The organism is Lichenicola sp. (assembly GCF_965198575.1).
Lineage (GTDB): Bacteria > Pseudomonadota > Alphaproteobacteria > Acetobacterales > Acetobacteraceae > Lichenicola.
This window is the reverse complement of sequence record NZ_OZ240671.1, coordinates 355,607-373,780: the sequence shown is the minus strand read 5'-3', so window position 1 is coordinate 373,780 and position 18,174 is coordinate 355,607. Positions and strand designations below refer to the sequence as shown.

17 protein-coding genes are annotated in these 18,174 nt (G+C 66.9%); 8 read left to right on the top strand and 9 right to left on the bottom strand.

The window, feature by feature from the left end; genetic code table 11:
- Positions 1-12: 12 nt before the first annotated feature.
- The 6 genes from ACOEQ2_RS01885 to ACOEQ2_RS01860 all read left to right on the top strand — a co-directional run bounded on the left by ACOEQ2_RS01885 (position 13) and on the right by ACOEQ2_RS01860 (position 7,161).
- Positions 13-1,083, top strand: coding sequence for a sugar phosphate isomerase/epimerase family protein (locus ACOEQ2_RS01885; protein ID WP_419729704.1), 1,071 nt, complete (start codon positions 13-15; stop codon positions 1,081-1,083).
- Positions 1,080-2,234, top strand: a complete 1,155-nt coding sequence (locus ACOEQ2_RS01880) for a Gfo/Idh/MocA family protein (protein WP_419729703.1) — start codon at positions 1,080-1,082, stop codon at positions 2,232-2,234. The genes ACOEQ2_RS01885 and ACOEQ2_RS01880 overlap by 4 nt, the downstream gene beginning before the upstream one ends.
- A gap of 133 nt (positions 2,235-2,367) precedes the next feature.
- Entirely contained in the window at positions 2,368-3,759 is a 1,392-nt protein-coding gene (locus ACOEQ2_RS01875; RefSeq protein WP_419729702.1) for a peptide MFS transporter, read from the top strand.
- Positions 3,760-4,248: 489 nt separating this feature from the next.
- On the top strand, positions 4,249-5,364 hold the full coding sequence (locus ACOEQ2_RS01870) for a sugar ABC transporter substrate-binding protein (protein WP_419729701.1): 1,116 nt from the start codon (positions 4,249-4,251) through the stop codon (positions 5,362-5,364).
- A 4-nt stretch (positions 5,365-5,368) separates the two neighbouring features.
- Positions 5,369-6,385 (top strand): ABC transporter permease, encoded by a 1,017-nt coding sequence (locus ACOEQ2_RS01865; RefSeq protein WP_419729700.1) that lies wholly within the window; start codon positions 5,369-5,371, stop codon positions 6,383-6,385.
- Between the two features lie 50 nt (positions 6,386-6,435).
- Positions 6,436-7,161: an ATP-binding cassette domain-containing protein gene (locus ACOEQ2_RS01860; RefSeq protein ID WP_419729699.1), complete on the top strand. Its 726-nt coding sequence runs from the start codon at positions 6,436-6,438 to the stop codon at positions 7,159-7,161.
- 21 nt (positions 7,162-7,182) lie between these two features.
- Here ACOEQ2_RS01860 and ACOEQ2_RS01855 read toward each other — a convergent pair whose 3' ends face one another.
- The 9 genes from ACOEQ2_RS01855 to ACOEQ2_RS01815 all read right to left on the bottom strand — a co-directional run bounded on the left by ACOEQ2_RS01855 (position 7,183) and on the right by ACOEQ2_RS01815 (position 16,161).
- Entirely contained in the window at positions 7,183-9,207 is a 2,025-nt protein-coding gene (locus tag ACOEQ2_RS01855; protein WP_419729698.1) for a heme lyase CcmF/NrfE family subunit, read from the bottom strand.
- The gene (ccmE, locus tag ACOEQ2_RS01850) at positions 9,207-9,719 is read right to left on the bottom strand and encodes a cytochrome c maturation protein CcmE (protein ID WP_419729697.1); all 513 of its coding nucleotides are present in this window, start codon (positions 9,717-9,719) and stop codon (positions 9,207-9,209) included. The genes ACOEQ2_RS01855 and ccmE overlap by 1 nt, the downstream gene beginning before the upstream one ends.
- Complete coding sequence (gene ccmD / locus ACOEQ2_RS01845) at positions 9,716-9,865, bottom strand: heme exporter protein CcmD (protein ID WP_419729696.1); 150 nt, start codon at positions 9,863-9,865, stop codon at positions 9,716-9,718. The genes ccmE and ccmD overlap by 4 nt, the downstream gene beginning before the upstream one ends.
- Positions 9,862-10,638 carry a heme ABC transporter permease CcmC gene (gene ccmC / locus ACOEQ2_RS01840; protein WP_419731107.1) on the bottom strand — a complete coding sequence of 259 codons (777 nt, stop codon included), beginning with the start codon at positions 10,636-10,638 and terminating at the stop codon, positions 9,862-9,864. The genes ccmD and ccmC overlap by 4 nt, the downstream gene beginning before the upstream one ends.
- A 568-nt stretch (positions 10,639-11,206) precedes the next feature.
- A complete protein-coding gene (locus tag ACOEQ2_RS01835; protein ID WP_419729695.1) occupies positions 11,207-11,713 on the bottom strand; it encodes a TspO/MBR family protein in 507 nt (168 codons plus the stop codon).
- Positions 11,710-13,002, bottom strand: coding sequence for a geranylgeranyl diphosphate reductase (locus ACOEQ2_RS01830; RefSeq protein ID WP_419729694.1), 1,293 nt, complete (start codon positions 13,000-13,002; stop codon positions 11,710-11,712). The genes ACOEQ2_RS01835 and ACOEQ2_RS01830 overlap by 4 nt, the downstream gene beginning before the upstream one ends.
- Positions 12,999-13,910 (bottom strand): chlorophyll synthase ChlG, encoded by a 912-nt coding sequence (chlG, locus tag ACOEQ2_RS01825; protein ID WP_419729693.1) that lies wholly within the window; start codon positions 13,908-13,910, stop codon positions 12,999-13,001. Before chlG ends, ACOEQ2_RS01830 begins: the two co-directional genes overlap by 4 nt.
- Positions 13,907-15,289: a transcriptional regulator PpsR gene (gene ppsR, locus ACOEQ2_RS01820; RefSeq protein ID WP_419729692.1), complete on the bottom strand. Its 1,383-nt coding sequence runs from the start codon at positions 15,287-15,289 to the stop codon at positions 13,907-13,909. Before ppsR ends, chlG begins: the two co-directional genes overlap by 4 nt.
- Positions 15,290-15,315: 26 nt before the next feature.
- Positions 15,316-16,161: a cobalamin B12-binding domain-containing protein gene (locus tag ACOEQ2_RS01815; RefSeq protein ID WP_419729691.1), complete on the bottom strand. Its 846-nt coding sequence runs from the start codon at positions 16,159-16,161 to the stop codon at positions 15,316-15,318.
- Positions 16,162-16,454: 293 nt separating this feature from the next.
- Between ACOEQ2_RS01815 and bchF the strand changes: the two genes are divergently transcribed.
- Together bchF and ACOEQ2_RS01805 are read left to right on the top strand one after the other, a co-directional pair.
- Positions 16,455-16,907: a 2-vinyl bacteriochlorophyllide hydratase gene (gene bchF, locus ACOEQ2_RS01810; RefSeq protein WP_419729690.1), complete on the top strand. Its 453-nt coding sequence runs from the start codon at positions 16,455-16,457 to the stop codon at positions 16,905-16,907.
- A complete protein-coding gene (locus ACOEQ2_RS01805; protein ID WP_419729689.1) occupies positions 16,904-18,172 on the top strand; it encodes a ferredoxin:protochlorophyllide reductase (ATP-dependent) subunit N in 1,269 nt (422 codons plus the stop codon). The genes bchF and ACOEQ2_RS01805 overlap by 4 nt, the downstream gene beginning before the upstream one ends.
- Positions 18,173-18,174: the final 2 nt, after the last annotated feature.

Below are 18,174 nucleotides of genomic sequence, written 5' to 3'. Positions count from 1 at the left end.
AGGGGAAACTCGATGAAGACGCTCAAGGGTCCGGCGCTGTTCCTGGCGCAGTTTGCCGGTGATGCGGCGCCGTTCGACAGCCTGCCGGCGATCGCCGCGTGGGCGAAGGAGTGCGGCTTCGACGGCGTGCAGATCCCGTCATGGGACGCGCGCCTGTTCGACCTGGCACGCGCCGCGGAAAGCGACACCTATTGCGACGAGGTGAAGGGCACCCTGGCGGCGAACGGCCTCGCCTTGACCGAATTGTCCACCCATCTGCAGGGACAATTGGTCGCGGCCCACCCGGCCTACGACACGGCTCTCGACGGGTTCGCGCATCCGTCCGTGCGCGGCAATCCGGCGGCTCGGCAGGAGTGGGCGGTCGCCCAACTGCATCTCGCGGCCAGGGCGACGCGGCGGCTCGGGCTCACCGCGCACGTGACGTTTTCCGGAGCGCTGGCCTGGCCGTATCTGTATCCATTCCCGCAGCGGCCGGCGGGATTGATCGACGAGGCGTTCGGGGAGTTGGCCGCGCGTTGGCGTCCGATCCTCGATGCGTTTGACGAGGCCGGCGCCGATCTCTGCTACGAGCTGCACCCGAGCGAGGACCTGCACGATGGCGTCACGTTCGAGATGTTCCTGGAGCGTGTCGGCAATCATCCGCGCTGCAATATCCTGTACGATCCCAGCCACTTCGTGCTGCAGGTGATGGACTATCTCGGCTTCATCGACGTGTACCATGAGCGCATCCGCATGTTCCACGCCAAGGACGCCGAGTATGTGCCGAGCCCGCGCCAGGGCGTTTATGGCGGTTACCAGAACTGGATCGACCGCGCCGGCCGGTTCCGCTCGCTCGGCGATGGCCAGGTGGATTTCGGTGCGGTGTTCTCCAAGCTCGCGCAGTACGATTTCGACGGCTGGGCGGTGCTGGAATGGGAATGCTGCCTCAAGGCTCCCGAGGTCGGCGCGCGCGAAGGGGCCGCGTTCATCCGGCGCCATATCATCCCGGTGACCGACCGCGCGTTCGATGATTTCGCCAGCGGTGGCACCGACCGGGCGGCCAATCGCCGCATGCTCGGTCTGCCGGCCGGAGACGGCGCATGACCGACCGGCGCCTGCGTCTCGGCATGGTCGGCGGCGGGGCCGGCAGCTTCATCGGCGGCGTGCACCGGATGGCGGCCCGTCTGGACGACCAGTACGAGCTGGTGGCGGGCGCATTGTCGTCCGATCCGGAACGGGCGCGGCACTCGGCGGCAGCCCTTCATATCGAGCCTGATCGCGCCTACGCCGATTACGAAACGATGGCGGCTTCGGAAGCCGGGCGATCGGACCGCATCGACGTGGTCAGCGTGGTCACCCCCAACGACAGTCATGCCGCGATCTGCCACGCCTTCCTGAGCCGCGGGATCCCGGTGATTTGCGACAAGCCGCTCTGCACCTCGATGCAGGATGCGCGGTCGCTGGCGGAACTGCTCGGTCGCACCGGGCTGCCGTTCGTGCTGACCCACAATTACACCGGCTACCCGCTGGTCCGCGAGGCGCGCGCCCGCGTGCTGGCGGGCGAACTCGGCACGATCCGTGTGGTGCAGGTGGAATACCCGCAGGAATGGCTGGCCGAGGCGCTCGAGCAGACCGGCCAGAAGCAGGCGGCCTGGCGCACCGATCCGGCACGATCCGGACCCGGCGGCAGCGTCGGCGATATCGGCACCCACGCGCACCAGCTGGCCGGGTTCGTCACGGGATTGCGGCTGGAATCCGTGGCCGCCGACCTGTCGAGTTTCGTACCTGGACGGAGGCTCGATGACGATGCCCGCATGCTGCTTCGCTACGAGGGCGGTGCGCGGGGGATGCTGTGGTGCAGCCAGGTGGCGCCCGGGTGCGAGAACGGCTTGCGCCTGCGCGTGTTCGGCGACAAGGGCGGGCTGGAGTGGCTGCAGGCAGAGCCGAACGTGCTGCACTTCTCGCCCCTCGGCCAGCCGACACGGCGTCTGACGCGCGGCATGCCCGGTCTGTCGGAGGCGGCCGCAAACGCGACCCGGATTCCGGCCGGTCATCCGGAAGGGTATCTCGAGGCGTTCGCGCAGATCTACACCGACGCCGCCGCGCTGCTCCGGTCCTGGCTCGCGGGTACGCCGTCGGGTGACGCCGGCGCGCTACTGCCCGGGATCGAGGACGGGCTTCGCAACGTCGCCTTCATCGACGCGGTGATCGCATCACACAAGGCCGATGCCGCCTGGACGCGTCTGGAGATCTGACAATCCGCGAAATCTCGCGAGCCGGTATCCGGCTCGCCTCCGCGGCGCGCTGATCGAGATCGCCAGCCCGGTCCACTTTGTCTCGTGACGCCGGCGTGGTCATTAGACGTCGATCTCCACGAGGCCCCGCTTCATGACGACGCAGACCCTGACCCCGCACCGGACAAGCCCGGCCGACGATCGTGCGTTCCTCGGTCACCCGCGCGGGCTTGCCGTACTGGCAGCGACCGAGGGCTGGGTCGGGTTTTCCCTCTACGGCATGCAGTCGCTGCTGGTGCTGTACATGAGCGCCCAGCTGTTGCGGCCGGGCCATGTCGAGCATGTGTGGGGGTTCGGTGCGTTCCGCAGCCTGATCGGGCTTTTGATGGGGCCGGTCACGGGTGTGGCGCTGGCCGCGGCGATCATGGGCCTGTATTCCGCAACGATCTGGGCAACCCCGATCCTGGGTGGGTTGCTGGCGGATCGGCTGCTCGGCCGCACCCGCACCATCATTCTCGGCAGCGTGCTGATGACCGCCGGGCATTTCCTGTTGGCATTCGATGCGACGTTCCTGATCGCACTTGCCTGTCTGATCACCGGCCTCGGATGCGCCGGCTCGCTGAAGGCGCAGGTGAGCGGCTTGTATGGACCGGCGGATACACGGCGCGCCGACGCGTTCCAGCTTTATTCGCTGGCCGTCAGCATCGCCGTGGTGGTGTCGCCGCTGGTCTGCGGGACGCTTGGCGAGGACTATGCCTGGCACTGGGGTTTTGCCGCTGCCGGCCTCGGGATGCTGCTCGGGCTGCTGACCTATCTCGGCGGTCGGCGCTGGCTGCCGCCGGAACCGGTTGCGGGACGTGTCTTGCACAGTGTGGTGGCGAAGACGGGTCTGACGCGGACCGACAAGCGCGTCCTGCTGGTGCTGGCGGCGATGCTTCCGGTGCTGGCGATGGCGTCGGTCGGCAACATGGAGATCTTCAACGGCTACCTGTTGTGGGGCCAGCAGAACTACGCGCTCGTGTTCGACGGCCACACCATGCCGGTGAGCTGGCTGGTGTCGCTCGACGCCTTTTTCGGGATCGGGACGCTGGCGTCGTCGATGCTGTTCTGGCGTTGGTGGGGACGGCATTGGCGGCTGCCGGGCGAGATCGTGCGGATTGCGGGGGCGAGCGTGCTGCTGATGCTGGCGCCGCTGATCCTGGCGCTGGCATCGTTCCAGGCGGACGGCCACAAGATCGGACTGGGCTGGGGCCTCGCGTTCCACCTGGTCAATGATTTCGGCTTCTCGAATTTCTACCCGGTCGGCATGGCGCTATATGCGCGGCGCGCTCCGCGTGCGCTGGGTGCCACGGTGGTCAATGCCTTCGTGCTCCACCTGTTCCTGGCGAACCTGCTGGTCGCTCGTCTTGCAGGGCTCGTCACGCAGATGTCCGGGACACGGTTCTGGCTGTTGCACGCTGCACTGATCGGTTCGGCGACGATCCTGCTCGCGGCTTTTGCACTGCTGTTCGGCAGGCTGCTGGCATCTCCTCAGGATGCTGCATAGGCACCGGCCGCATACGCAGAAACCACGCGACACCGGGCGCGGCCGGTCAGGCAGTCGGACAAGTTCGGGCGACCGCTTCGTCGATCCAGGCATCCGGTGTAGCTGAGATAACGTTTTCTACGGCTTCATCACGACCGTCTTCGGTGCCCTTTTTCTTGATCGTTTTCCAGACGGGTTACCGGAGGGCGCGACCGGGACGGTGGCAACCCGTCCTCCGTGAGGCGGCCTGCCGTCTTGCATATGATCTGTCGAGTATACGGTCTTGAGCTGCCGCAGCCCAGCGGTTGAGGTCTGACGTGCCGACGTCATCGTGCGAGGCTGGAAGCCGAAGACGCCGGCCGGTGGATGCGCCCGAGCTCATGAATAATCCGAAATTTTTACTCGGTCGGCTTGACTCTATCCCCGACAGGATGCCTGGATTGTTCGTAAATAGGGCACTCCGATACTGAATAGGCATCGGATGATGATCCTACACACTGGAGGATCATCATGTCTCGACTCGATGAGTTCGCACCGGTCCAGCCGGTTGTTCCGGAACAAACAGGAAACGCGCAGGCGTCCGGCCCCGATCGCCGCGGCTTGCTGAAAGGCGCCGCACTCGGAAGTGCCCTGTCCATACTTGCTGGCTCACGCAGCGCCCTGGCCGCATCCGGCGGACCGTTTCCGGCGCATCCGAAGTGGCGCTTCGTGTTTGTCAACCATGTGACGACCAACCCGTTCTTCACGCCGACGCAATACGGCATGCAGGACGCTGCGGCCTTGCTCGGCTGCGAAACGCAATGGACCGGTTCGGTCACCTCCGACGTCGGCCAGATGGTCAGCGCGATGAATTCCGCAATCGCTGCGAAAGCCAGCGCGATCGCGGTCTCGATCATCGACCCGCACGCCTTCAACGATCCGGTGCAGCAGGCTCTTGCTGCCGGCATCCCGGTGTTTTCGTACAATGCCGACTCGCCGGCGGACAGCGGCAACAAACGGCTTGCCTATATCGGACAGGATCTCTACCTGGCCGGCGTCGAGATGGGCCACCGCATCCTCAGCCTCGTCGATAGCGGGCCGATCGCGCTGTTCATCGCGACCCCGGGCGCGCTCAATATCCAGCCGCGTCTGGACGGAGCATCCGACGTCATCAAGAAGTCGGGCAAGGCGATCACCATCGATGTCGTCGCAACAGGTGCGACCGTCAACGAGGAGATTTCGAAGGTCAAGGCGTACTATCTCGGCCATCAGCACGTGAAGGGCATGTTCGCAGTTGATGGGGGAACCACCGAGGGTGTCGCGGAAACCATGGACCAGTATGGTCTCGCTGCGAAAGGCGTGCATGGCGGCGGCTTCGACCTGCTTCCACGCACGCTGGAACTCATCAAGAAGGGCTCGATGGACTTCACCATCGACCAGCAGCCTTATCTGCAGGGCTTCTACACGGTGATGGAGATGTTCACCTTCCTGGCCTCTGGTGGGCTCGTTGGCCCGGCGAACGTCAATACCGGCCTGAAGTTCGTAACCAAGGAGAATGTCGGGCCCTATCTGAGCACCTCGACTCGCTATGAAGGCAAGTCGAGCCAGTCGGAGATCGTGCCGCTCACCGTCCCCATCGCAGGATAGGCGCGTGAGCGTGGTAGCAAACTCCGGGGCCGGTCCGTCCGGCCCGGATCGGCCCGGCCTTCGCATACGCATCTTCGACGTGATCTTCCGCTGGCGCGAAGTGAGCATCTTCGTCGTTGCCGTGCTGCTCATCATCTATTTCGAGAGTGCCAATCGCGATTTCCTGTTGTCCCAGGCGAGCCTGCAGAACCTCACGCAGTTCATCGCGCCCGCCGCTATAATTTCGCTCGGCGAGATCATGCTGATGATCGGCGGTGAGATCGACCTTTCGGCCGGGATGATCTTCGCCTTCGCGCCGTTCATGATGCATTACGCAGTCATCGCCGGGTTGCCGCCGATCGTCGGCATCCTGCTCGGGCTGCTTGCCAGTGCCATGGTCGGCATGGTGAATGGCATGGTGACGCTGCTGCTGCGGGTGCCGAGTTTCGTCACCACGCTCGGCACCATGTTCCTGCTGAACGGGCTGACCCTCACCCTGTCTGCGGGAACGCCCGTCGATACCCCGAACAATCCAACCCTGGCCGCAATCTTCGGTCATTGGGGCTACAGTGAAATCCTGTGGGCGCTGGTGATCGCCGCCTTCATGCACCTGCTGCTCCGCAACACCCGCTGGGGGTTGCACACTGTGGCATCCGGTGGAAATCCTGTCGGCGCCAGCGAGGCCGGCATCAACGTGACCCGGCTCAAGATCGGCAATTTCGTCATCAGCGCCATGCTGTCGGGCTTCGTCGGCATTCTCGAGGATTTCCGGATTTCCTCGATCGACCCGCAGGCCGGTGGTAGCCAGATCATGTTTCTGGCAGTCGCCGCCGGCGTGATCGGTGGGACCTCGCTCGCCGGCGGGTCCGGCACCATCATCGGCGGCCTGATCGGTGCCACGGTGCTGGGCGTGCTGAATGACGGCTTCACGCTGATAGGGATCAACGCGTTCACGTTCAACATCATCCTGGGCGCTGCAATCCTGCTGGCGATGGTCTTCAATATCCAGGTCGCACGCTTGCGTCGCAGCGGAGCCGTCTGATGAGCGCCACCAACGGATCCCGCGTCGAGGCTCTGCGCGCCGACAACATCGTGAAGCGCTTCGGCGCCATCACGGCGCTGGATGGCGTCTCGCTGCATCTGCAGGAAGGCGAGATTCTCGGCATCCTCGGCGATAACGGCGCCGGAAAGTCGACGCTGATGAAGATACTGACCGGTTTCCAGTCACAGACCGAGGGTCAGTTGTTCATCCACGGGCAGGAGGTCGCGTTCCGGTCGGTGGATCATGCGCGTTCGATGGGGATCGAGTGCGTCTACCAGGATCTGGCGTTGGCTAATGGGTTGTCGATCTATCACAACATGTTTCTCAACCGGGAGATCGTCTATCCTGGGCCGATCAAGCTGCTGAACAACCGCGCCATGCGCCGGCGCACTGCCGAACTGCTCGAAGAGATCGGCGTGAACGTGCCGTCGGTGGATCTCCCGGTGGAGCGCCTGTCCGGTGGGCAGCGGCAGGCGATCGCGGTGGCGCGTGCGATCAATTCCGACGCACGTATCCTGCTGCTCGACGAACCGCTTGCCGCGATGGGCGTGCGCGAGGCCGGCCTCATCATCGACCTGCTCCTGCGGCTGAAGGCCAAGGGGAACCTGTCGATCATCATGATCATGCACAACTACGCGCAGACGCTGGAGATCGCCGACCGGATCATGTTGATGCAGCGCGGCACGATCACCTACGAAAAAGACGCCGCCTCGACGTCGGTGGTCGAACTGATGGAGATAGTGCGCCAGGAATATCGGAGCGTTCGGGCTGGATGATGCCGACTGGTTCCGGCATCGTTACTCTGCCGGCACCGTTGCGCGTGTTCTGGCGCGGTGTGGGGCGCCGACGCGGATGCGTCGGTCGCTGAGGGAGAGGGCGCCGCCGAGGGCCATGACCAGGGCGCCGAGCCACATCCAGGGGGCGAGCGGGTTGTAGTGCAGCCGCAGCACGGCGGTATGGTCGGCGCCGGTGCCGTGTTCCTCGCCCAGCACGGCATACAGGTCGGACACCAGGTTGGTGTGGATCGCGACCTCGGTGGTGGTCTGGCCCTGGCTCGCGAAATCGCGCCGCGCCGGATGCAGCACCGTCACCAGTGCGCCGTCGGGGCGATCGCGGTGCACCAGCAGGGTGGCGATGCGGGCGTGGTAGTTCGGGCCGGCCTGGTCGTCGATGCGGGCCAGCGTCCAGCGGTACCCGGCGAGCGGCACGCTGTCGCCGGTATGCACCGAGACGATGGCGTGGCTGGCAGCCGACATGCCCGCCAGCCCGATCACCGTGATGCCGGCGCCGGCATGGGCGAGTGCCGCGCCGAACACCGCCCGCGGCAGCATCCGCGCCCGGTGCAGGCTGTCGGCCAGCGACACGCGCCCGCTGGTTCCCGCCGGCCGCACCCGCTGGATCACGCCGGCGATGCTGCCGGCGATCACCCAGACCCCGAGTGCAAACGCCAGCACCGGCAGCGTGCCCCGGAGACCGAAGGCGGCGACCAGTCCGGCCGCGCCCGCCAGCAGGGCCGCCCACCACAACCGGGCGATCACCGGGGCGAGCTGGGCGCGCTTCCAGGGCAGCATCGGGCCGATCGCCATCACCGCCAGCAGCGGCAGCGCCATCGGGGCGGCTGTGGCGTCGAAGAACGGCTTGCCGACGCTGATCGCCTGTCCGAACAGCAGGCTGGCGAACGGCGGATACATCGTGCCGACGAGCACCACCGCGCAGATCGCGCACAGCAGGATGTTGTTCAGCACCAGCGCGCCCTCGCGCGACAGCGGCGCGAAGCTGCCGCCGGCGGAGAGGGTGGGGGCGCGGATCGCGAACAGCAGCAGCGCGCCGCCGATCACCAGCCCGAGCAGGGCCAGGATGAACACGCCGCGGGCCGGGTCGTTGGCGAACGCGTGCACCGAGTTGAGGATGCCCGAGCGCACCAGGAAGGTGCCGGACAGCGACAGCGAGAAGGTGCCGATCGCCAGCAGCACGGTCCAGACCTTGAGCGCCTCGCGCTTCTCGACGACGATCGCGGAGTGCACCAGGGCGGTGCCGGTCAGCCAGGGCAGCAGCGAGGCGTTCTCGACCGGGTCCCAGAACCAGTAGCCGCCCCAGCCGAGCACGTAGTACGACCACCACGAGCCGAGCGCGATGCCGCACGTCAGGAAGCACCAGGCGGCCACCGCCCACGGCCTGACCCAGCGCCCCCAGGCGGCATCGACGCGGCCCTCGAGCAGGGCGGCGACGGCGAACGCGAACGGCACCGCGAAGCCGACATAGCCGGTGTAGAGAATGGGTGGATGGAAGGCGAGGCCGGGGTCCTGCAGCAGCGGGTTCATGCCGTGGCCGTCGACCGGCGCCGGCCAGACGCGGTCGAACGGGTTCGAGGTGAGCAGGCAGAACAGCTCGAAGCCGGCCGCGGTGCCGCCGAGCACGCCGAGCACGCGGGCCTGCAAGGTGGAGGGCAGGAAGCGGCCGAACCAGGCGACGGCGCCGCCGCACAAGCCCAGGATCAGCGACCAGAGCAGGATCGAGCCCTCGTGGTTCCCCCAGATGCCGGTGATCTTGTAGAGCAGCGGCTTGGCGATGGCGCTGTTCTCGGCGATGTTCTGCACCGAGAAATCGTTGCCGATGGCCGCCACCGCCAGGCAGATGAAGGACAGCGCCAGGCAGGCCAGCTGCCCGAAGGCGAGGCCGGGGCCGGTCGCCATCAGCCGCGGGTGGCGAGCCCAGGCGCCGGCAAGCGGCAGCGCGCACTGGGCGAGGGCCAGGGTGCAGGCCAGGGCCAGCGCGAAGCGGCCGAGTTCGGGGCTCAGCAGCATGCCGAGAACCGGGCTCATCAGGTGCCGTGGGTGACGCTGGCGGTGGTCATGCTGTTCCAGCTGGCGGCGGCGGGGGGTGGTCCGAAGCGCGGGTCCCAGCGGCCGGAGCGGCGCAGGGCGGCGGCGACATCCTTGGGCATGTAGGTCTCGTCGTGCTTGGCCAGCACCTCGGCCGCCTGGAAGCTGCCGTCGCCGCTCATCTCGCCGAGTGCCACCACGCTCTGCCCCTCGCGGAACAGGTCGGGCAGGATGCCGACATAGCGCACGCGGACCGCCTGCTGGCCGTCGGTGACCTGGAATTGCACGCTGGGTTCGCGTCCGGCGGCATGGTTCTGGACCAGCGAGCCGGCCACCACCATGCCGCCGAGCCGGATGGTGCGGCCGGCCGCCGGCGGGTGCTCCAGGATCTGCGACGGCGCCATGAAGAACACGATGTTGGCGCTGAACGCCTGCAACGTAAGGCCGGTCGCGGCGCCGAAGCCCAGCAGGCAGCCCCCGACCAGCCACAGGCGGCGCGACTTGCGGGTCATGGCGCGGGGTCCGGGCGCCGGCGGACATCCACCGCGGCCAGGCGGCGACGGGCGCGACGCAGCCGGAGGGCGGCCGAAACGGACAGCACGGCCGCCACCGCCAGGGTCAGGCCGTAGGCGCCGGCGACGTAGGGCAGGTGGGTCATGCGGCGCGCGCTGCCCGGGAGGGCGCCAGCAGCAGGGTGCGGGTGCGGCTCTCCATCACCGCCGCCCGCAGCCGCGCCAGCACGATGGCGGCGAAGCCCAGGCTGAAACCGAGGGTGCAGACCAGCAGCGGCCACAGCATGCTCATTGACATGGTGGGCGCGCCGGTCAGGGTGATGCTGTCGGGCTGGTGCAGGGTGTTCCACCATTGCACGCTGAACTTGATGATCGGCAGGTCGACGGCCCCGGCCAGCGCCAGGATCGCGGCGGCACGGGCACCGCGCCTGGGGTCATCGAAGGCGCGGACCAGGGCGATGTGGCCGAGATAGAGAAAGAACAGCACCAGCACCGAGGTCAGGCGCGCGTCCCACACCCACCAGGCCCCCCACATCGGCCGGCCCCAGAGCGAGCCCGACGCCAGGCACACGCCGGTGATGCAGGCGCCCACGGGCCCGATCTCGGCGGCGGCGAGGTCGGCCAGCGGGTGTTTCCAGACCAGCGAGAGCAGCCCGCACACGGCCAGCGCCGCATAGCCGAGCGAGGCCAGCCAGGCGGCCGGCACATGAACATACATGATGCGCACCGCGTCGCCCTGCTGCCAGTCGGCCGGCGACAGGAACAACCCCCACACCAGCCCCGCCGCCGTCAGCAGCAGCGCCGGCCAGGTCAGCACCGGCTGCAGCCAAACCCCCACCCGCAGGAACCGCCCCGGATTGGCAAACCGGTGCAACAGCCCGCCAACCGAGGCCGATCCGGATGCAAAAGAGGCGAACATGCTGTTCATCGAGGCAGATCCGCCACTGTGGAGCCCGCGCCGGAATGCGTTGCGGTTCCGATACCGTTCATGCTTCTACCATGCGGCACTGCACATATTTCAAAAATACAGTTGTTTTTTGAAACCGGACACCTTCCCGCATTGACCGGATCACATTGCAGTGCTGTTCTTAATATCGATGTCCAAGATCGGCTCCAAGCCGTTACGGTAAGCCCGAACGATTATGTTTCGGCCGAAAATAATTGAAGACAGCCGCAAAGGAAAGCGGACATGCGACAATATTCAGCCAGGGCGGCAAAGGCCGGGATACCGGCCTCTGCAGGCAAACGCGCGCTGAACACCGTCCTGGTCGGAGACGCATCGAGCATTCTCTCGATCCTGGCCCTCCTGCTGATCACGAACGATCGCGATCTTGATCGGCACGAAAGCTCCGGAGCCGCCGTGAGCGCTCTGGTCGAACTCTGGACCGAACACCAGGGAGTCGATGTCGACACCTCGGCATCCTCGAAACGCCTATCGAGTACCTATGAGGCTGTGATGCGTCTGCGCTCCTGCCTGGACTGACCAATCAATCGGAACCTGAGCCTTTCTCGAATGGCGCGTTCAGCCGCACGACTTCGTAATTCAGCACGGCCGCAAAAGAGACCCAGCCCAGGTAAGGCAAAAGCAGCCAGGTGATGCTGCTCGAGGCGACGGATGTTCCGGGTTTTCGCGGCAGCCCCAAGATCAGAGCTGCGATCGAACCCCAGAGTGGCACGATCTCGCCAAGTGCCAGATCGGGTCGTCGGCGATTGAAGAACAACAGGCTCCACAACACGTTGAACACGCCGTTGCAGGCGAACAAGGCAAGCACCCTGTTGCGCTCTCCAGGTGCTTTTGCATGTCTCCACGACCTGACCGCGGCGATCGTGGTCAACACGCCGATCAGGGTCCAGGCGGGGCCGAACAGCCAACCCGGCGGCTGCCAACTCGGCTTTTTCAAGGCGGCATACCAGGGTCCGATGGTGGTGAGCGCGCCGCCGGTTCCCAGCACCGTGATCGCGCCCGCCGATGCCCCGACGACATCCTTGTTCATGCAGAGGTCAATCCCGTGAGGTGGGCGATGTTCTTGGCGAATATTCGCAGATGCACCAGCGGCTTCGCCCGCACGAGCTCCTTGGTCATGTAAGCCGCCCAGGTCAGTTGCTGGACATCCTTGTCGCGGCAGATGCTGACGAAACGCTCGCGGCGCATATCGCTGGAGTACCAGTATCGTTGCATGATGCCAAGCACCCAGAAGACCTGCCCGTGCGCCCGCATGAAGCGCCGGCGCGGATGGCGCAGGGCTCGCACGTCGCCCGTCGCGCAGAACATGTCGATCGCCTCGGCAGCAAGGTGGCCGCCGGTCATGGCGTAATAGATGCCCTCGCCGGATGCCGGCGCCACGACCCCGGCGGCGTCACCTGCAAGCACCACATCGCGCCCATTATCCCAGCGTCGCAAAGGTCGCAGCGGAATTGGCCCACCTTCGCGGCGGATGGTCTTCGCGTCGGACAATCCGGTCGACTTGCGCAGGGCGTCCAGGGCCGGGCGCAACTGGAACCCTTTGAGGGCGCTGCCGAGACCGACGCTGGTGGTTTTGCCGTGCGGAAAAACCCAGCCATAGAAGTCCGGCGAGAGCGACCCGCGATAATGCACCTCGCACGACGCGGCATCATGCGACGGGTCCGTCGGAGAGGCGATGATCTCGTGATAGGCGAACACGAAGCGCATCCGCTCGGCACCCGGGATCGCGGCGCGCGCCACCGCCGACCGCGCGCCGTCGGCGCCGATGACCGACCGTGCCCGCAGCACGAAGCCACGATCGGTCTTGCCCCCCGGAGTGTCACGATCGGCCGGCCGGCAATGCACCTGCATGACCCCGTCGGCCTCGCGTTCGATGCGCTCGAACACGCCATGCCGGCGGACGGCGCCGAGGCTTGCCGCCCGCTCGCGCAGCCAGCCGTCGAAACTGTCACGGTCCACCATGCCGACGAAGCCCTTGCCGATCGGCATGTCGGCAATCCGCGCGCTCGGGGAAATGATCCGGGCGCCGGTGATGCGCGCGACCAGCAGGCTGTCGGGGATCTCGAACTCCTCGATCAGGCGCGGCGGGATGGCGCCGCCGCACGGCTTGATCCGACCCTCGCGGTCGAGCAGGACGACGCTGCGTCCGCGCCGGGCCAGCTCGCTCGCGGCGGTGGCGCCCGCCGGTCCGCCGCCGACGACCACGCAGTCGAACACCGTCTCCGACGAGGCCTCCGGTGCGTGCTCCGGTGCCCCCTCTCGCGCGCCTTCTGGCGCGATGTCCGGCACCGTTTCCGGCGACCCGCCCCGACCGCTCATGGCCGGATCGCAAAGGCGGTGACCAGCATGCCGATCACGTAGAGGGTGGTGCCGGTGCCGTTGTACCAGGGTGCCCGCAGGCGGGGCGCCTCGAGCAGCCGCAGCATCAGCAGCAGCTGCACCAGCAGCAAGCCCGCCACCGCCGCCCCGTAGATCGGCAAGCCCCAGACCCCGAGCAGCGCCGACATCGCCAGCTGGGACAGCGTCATCACCAGGCAGGCGATCCGGCAGGCATTGGCCTCGCCGAGCCGTGCCGGCAGCGATGCGACGCCGGTGCGCCGATCGCCCTCGATCGACTTGAAGTCGTTGAGGGTCATGATGCCGTGCGCGCCGAGGCTGTAGATCAGGGCGGCGACGATCACGTGCGGCTGCGGAAAGGCTCCGAGCATCAGGGCCGCCCCGGCGAACCAGGGCAGGCCTTCGTAGCTGATGCCGACGGCGAGGTTGCCGATCCAGCCATCACGCTTCAACCGCACCGGCGGCGCGCTGTACGCCCATGCGAGGACCATTCCGGCGGCGGCCGCGACCGACACCCAGGGGCCCAGTGTCACCGCCAGCACCACCGACAGCACCGTCCAGGCGATCGCGATCAGCAGGCCCCATTGTCCGGGGATGCGGCCCGACGGGATCGGCCGGCCGGGCTCGTTGATGGCGTCGACGTGACGGTCGAACCAGTCGTTCACAGCCTGGCTGGTGCCGCACATCATCGGGCCGGCCAGGACCACGCCGGCGACGATCACCGGCCATCGCGGCTGCAGGGTCATGCCGGACGAGACGATGCCGCAGCCGAACGCCCACATCGGGGCGAACCAGGTGATCGGCTTCAGCAGCGTCAGGACCGATACCGGATCGGGAAGCGTCGGTCGCCGCAAGTCTCCGGTCGGAGTCGCCAGATGCTGGTCACTCATTCGCTGTCGTCCAGGTTGCCGATGCCGAAGCGACGCATCTTGACGTAGAAGCTCTGGCGGCTGAGTCCGAGCATGTCGGCCGCGGCCGCCCGGTTGTCGCCGGTGAGCTTCAGCGCCTCCTCGATGCAGAGACGCTCGATGACGTCGGTGGCGTCGCGCACGAGGTCCCTCAGCGGGACACGCCCGATCAGTTCGACCAGGTGCCCGTTCGATGACGGCCGGGCGCCCGACCCGGTCGCGGGTGGCGGCGTCAGGCGACGGGCGAGGTCACGGATCGAGAAACCGAAACGGGCCTGGTCGCTGCCATCGACGATCACCCCGGAGATCTCGATCTGCCGCTGCATGCCGTGCTGGCCGCGCAGCGTCGTGCTGAAGAGCCTGACGGTGCCGCGCTGCCGCAGGCTGGCGATCAGCACGTCCGCCTCGACGCCGCCGTCACCCTGCCCGAGCCAGTCGGCCAGGGGTCGTCCGCGGGCCTGGTCGATCGTCTGCAGCTGCACCATCTCGAGGAAGGCGGCGTTGGCGGCGAGCACCTGGCCGCCGGTATCGGTAAATACGAAGCCGTCCGGCGACTGCTCGAGCGCTGCAAGCAGGCGCGAATTCAGGTCTTCGACCGACGCGATGTCGAACTTCTGCAGCAGCGACAGGCGTGCGAGCAGGAGCAGGCTGCCTTCGCTCTGCAGCACGCCGCCCGACAGCGAGATCTGGTCTCCGGAATCGGCAAGGTCCAGCGTGACGGAACTGGCTACCCCGGCTTCCTGCAGGGTTGCCACGAACCGGGCGAGCTTCGGGTGGCTGGGCGTGCGGAACAGGTCCGCGAAGACCCGGCCCTTGCGGATCGCGGTGCCGAACATCCGGATCGACGCGGGATTGAACTCGACGATCTTGGAGGTCGCCATGTTGACGGCGACCAGCGCCTCGCCGGCCCCGTCGAACAGCAGCCGCGACCGCGCCTGGATCTCGCGCAACGCGCTGTAGTCGCGTTCGAGAGCCTCCTGCGCATCGATCAGCTTATGCTGCAGGTCCGAGAACAGGCGCAGGTCCTGGCCGAAGGCTGCGGTGATGCCGCCCTTGGCCATCCGGACGGTCGAATACTGGATGGCGATCTCGCGCCCGGCGACCGACAGATGGTTGAGATGACGGACCTGTACCGCCTCGTCGGACATCGCGACCTCGAGCAGGGCCTGCACTTTTGCCCGCGAGTCCGGCGCGACGGTTTCGGTCCAGGGCCGTCCGACCCACTCGCTCGCGCCGCGGATATCCTGCTGCAGCCGCTCGTTCCGGAACGAGGCGTCGCGGATCAGTCCCTCGTCATCGAGCAGCAACGCAATATCGGCGACGGCGCCGACAAGCCGGCCGACCTCCGAGGTCTTGTTCAACAGGCGTTGCATATCCGAGAACGCGTTCAGCCAGACCATCCAACCACTCCGTGCGACGCAGCAAGCTTGGCCAGCCTTGGCGCCGGAAACGGAACAATCGGATCTCGCTCGAGCAACAGCTCGGCTTGCAGCAGCGCCTCTTCCGCACCGTTAGCCACGACATCCACGTCAAGGCCGTCGGCGAGCCCATTCTGCGCTGCAAAAGCCGGGCCGCCGACCATCACGATCACCTCTCTGTTGCGCGAGGTCAAGCGCGCGGCCCGGATACACTCCTCCAGTACGTAGAGCAGCCTCGGATCGCCCAGCGAGAAGCCGACCACGGAGAACGACCGCACCCCGAGGATTGGCGGGATGAGGATGGGATCGTCCAGCGCCGTATGATGGACCGACCAGCCGCGCAGGCGGAACAGCCCGGACAGCATGGCGCTGCCGAAGGTGTGCATGTCGCCAGGCACCGGCCAGAGCGCGATGCTGCGGCGGTCGCTCCAGGCGGATGAGCACGACCGGGAAAGCAATGCGTGCATCTGCTGCAGCACCTGCGTGACGCCGAGGGTCACGTCGCAGAAGCTGCAGCGATCCTCGAGCCACATGTCCCCGAGATGACGCACGCTCGGCGCCAGGAAATCGAGCAGGATGCTCTCGTTCGTCAGGCCGTCCCGCTCCTGCCGTGCGATCTCGATCTTCATCGCGGCAACGTCTCCGCGCAGGGCGGCGGCCGCAAAGGCCACGACGTGCTCGTGCATCGTCAGCGGGCGGGGCATCGCGCATGGGGTTCCGTTCCGGCGTCGATAGACGTCGGCCAACTGCGGAACGACGTCCCCCTCGATCAGGCGCAGGACGGCCATACGACGTCGGGTCTCCGTCTCGTGCATCGGGCGCTCCCAGTAACGATCGCGACAGTCCCGGAACTTGATTTTGGCAAAGATCCCGCCGGGCGCTGACCCGGTCTGGCATCCAGGCGTCCGCCCCGGCCGCGGACCACAACCGCAGAGCAATCCAAGAGCGCGGCGTTGTCAATCCTAGTTTATGTCAATCCAGGTTGACACTCGAAAGCAGCGTGTCTAGCGTCGGTTTCGTCGTCGGGGAGCGTATTTTGACCGGCATCATGTCAAGCACCGTGGTTGCGCCTGAGCCCATGCCGGGACACCTTTCCACGTCTCGGCTGGTGCGCCCGCTTTATACCCCCGAGCAGCGTCGCCGGCGTGACGCCACGGTCTGGACCCTCGTGCAGGGCGTTCTGGCACCGCTGCAGTTTCTCGTGTTTCTCGCAAGCATCGGATTGATCCTGCGGACGCTCGGGACCGGGCATGGCGCGGACCTGGCGAACGCCTCGGTCCTGCTGAAGTCGGGCATGCTCTGCGTGATCATGGTCACCGGCGCGATCTGGGAAAAGCGCGTGTTCGGGCGCTACCTGATGGCACCTGCGTTCTTCTGGGAGGACGTCGCCAGCTTCGGCGTGATCGGGTTGCATGCGGCCTATTGCGCGGCGCTGTTCTGCGGCTGGTTGAGCGAGACCGGATTGTTGTTCCTGGCCCTGCTCGCCTATGCGGCCTATCTCGGCAATGCCATCCAGTTCCTGCTGAAGCTGCGCGCCGCCCGCCTCGGCGCTCCCGCATGAGCTCGACCCTGATCGCGCCGCTGCCTGCGGAGGTCCCGGTCCTGCGTGAGCGCGGCCAGCGTGAGGTGTTTTGCGGGTTGACCGGGATCATCTGGCTGCACCGCCGGATGCAGGACGCGTTCTTCCTGGTGGTCGGCTCCCGCACCTGCGCACATCTGCTGCAGTCGGCTGCCGGGGTCATGATCTTTGCCGAGCCGCGATTCGCCACCGCGATCATCGGCGAGCGCGACCTGGCTGGTGCCGCGGATCTCAACGACGAGCTGGATCGCGTCGTCGGGCGCCTGCTCGCGCGCCGGCCGGAAATCAGGCTGCTGTTCCTGGTCGGCTCGTGCCCGTCCGAAGTGATCAAGCTCGATCTGTCGCGGGCGGCGTCGAGACTGTCGCGCCTGAACCCGTCCGGGGTACGTGTGCTGGCCTATTCCGGTAGCGGAATCGAGACCACCTTCACGGAGGGCGAGGATGCCTGCCTGGCCGCGCTCGTGCCGGAAATGGGAAGGGATACGGACGAACCTCAACTGCTGGTGGTGGGCACGCTGCCCGACACCGCGGAGGCGCAGCTCGGCGGGTTGCTGAACACCATCGGCATCGAGCGGGTCGCCTTCCTGCCGCAGCGCCGGCTCTCGGAGCTGCCGGGTGTTGGACCGAACACGCGCATCCTGCTGACGCAACCCTTTCTTGCCGGCACCGCGCGCGCATTGGAGGCACGCGGCGCGACGCGGATCGCGGCACCGTTCCCGATCGGCATCGAGGGCAGCACGCTCTGGCTCAAGGCGGCATGCCGGGCGTTCGGCATCTCGGACCGGATCGTCGATCGTGTGACCGAAGCCGCCCGTGTCCGTGCGGAGCCCGCGATGCGGAAGGCCCGCGAGGCGCTTGCCGGCCGCAGCGTGTTCCTGTTTCCGGACAGCCAGCTGGAGATCCCGCTCGCCCGGTTCCTGTCGCGCGAGCTGGGGATGCGGCTGATCGAGGTTGGAACCCCATACCTGCATCGGCAGCATCTGGCCGAGGAACTGGCGATGCTGCCGCCTGGCACCGCGATCAGCGAAGGCCAGGATGTCGACCGACAGCTTGATCGCTGCCGCGCTGAGCGTCCCGACCTGGTGATCTGCGGTCTCGGCCTGGCCAATCCGCTCGAGTCCGAGGGCATCACCACGAAATGGTCGATCGAGCTGCTGTTCAGCCCGATCCACGGGTTCGAGCACGCAGCCGACCTGGCGCGGCTGTTCGTCCGGCCGCTGGCGCGACGCGCCATGCTGGAGGTCTGAGC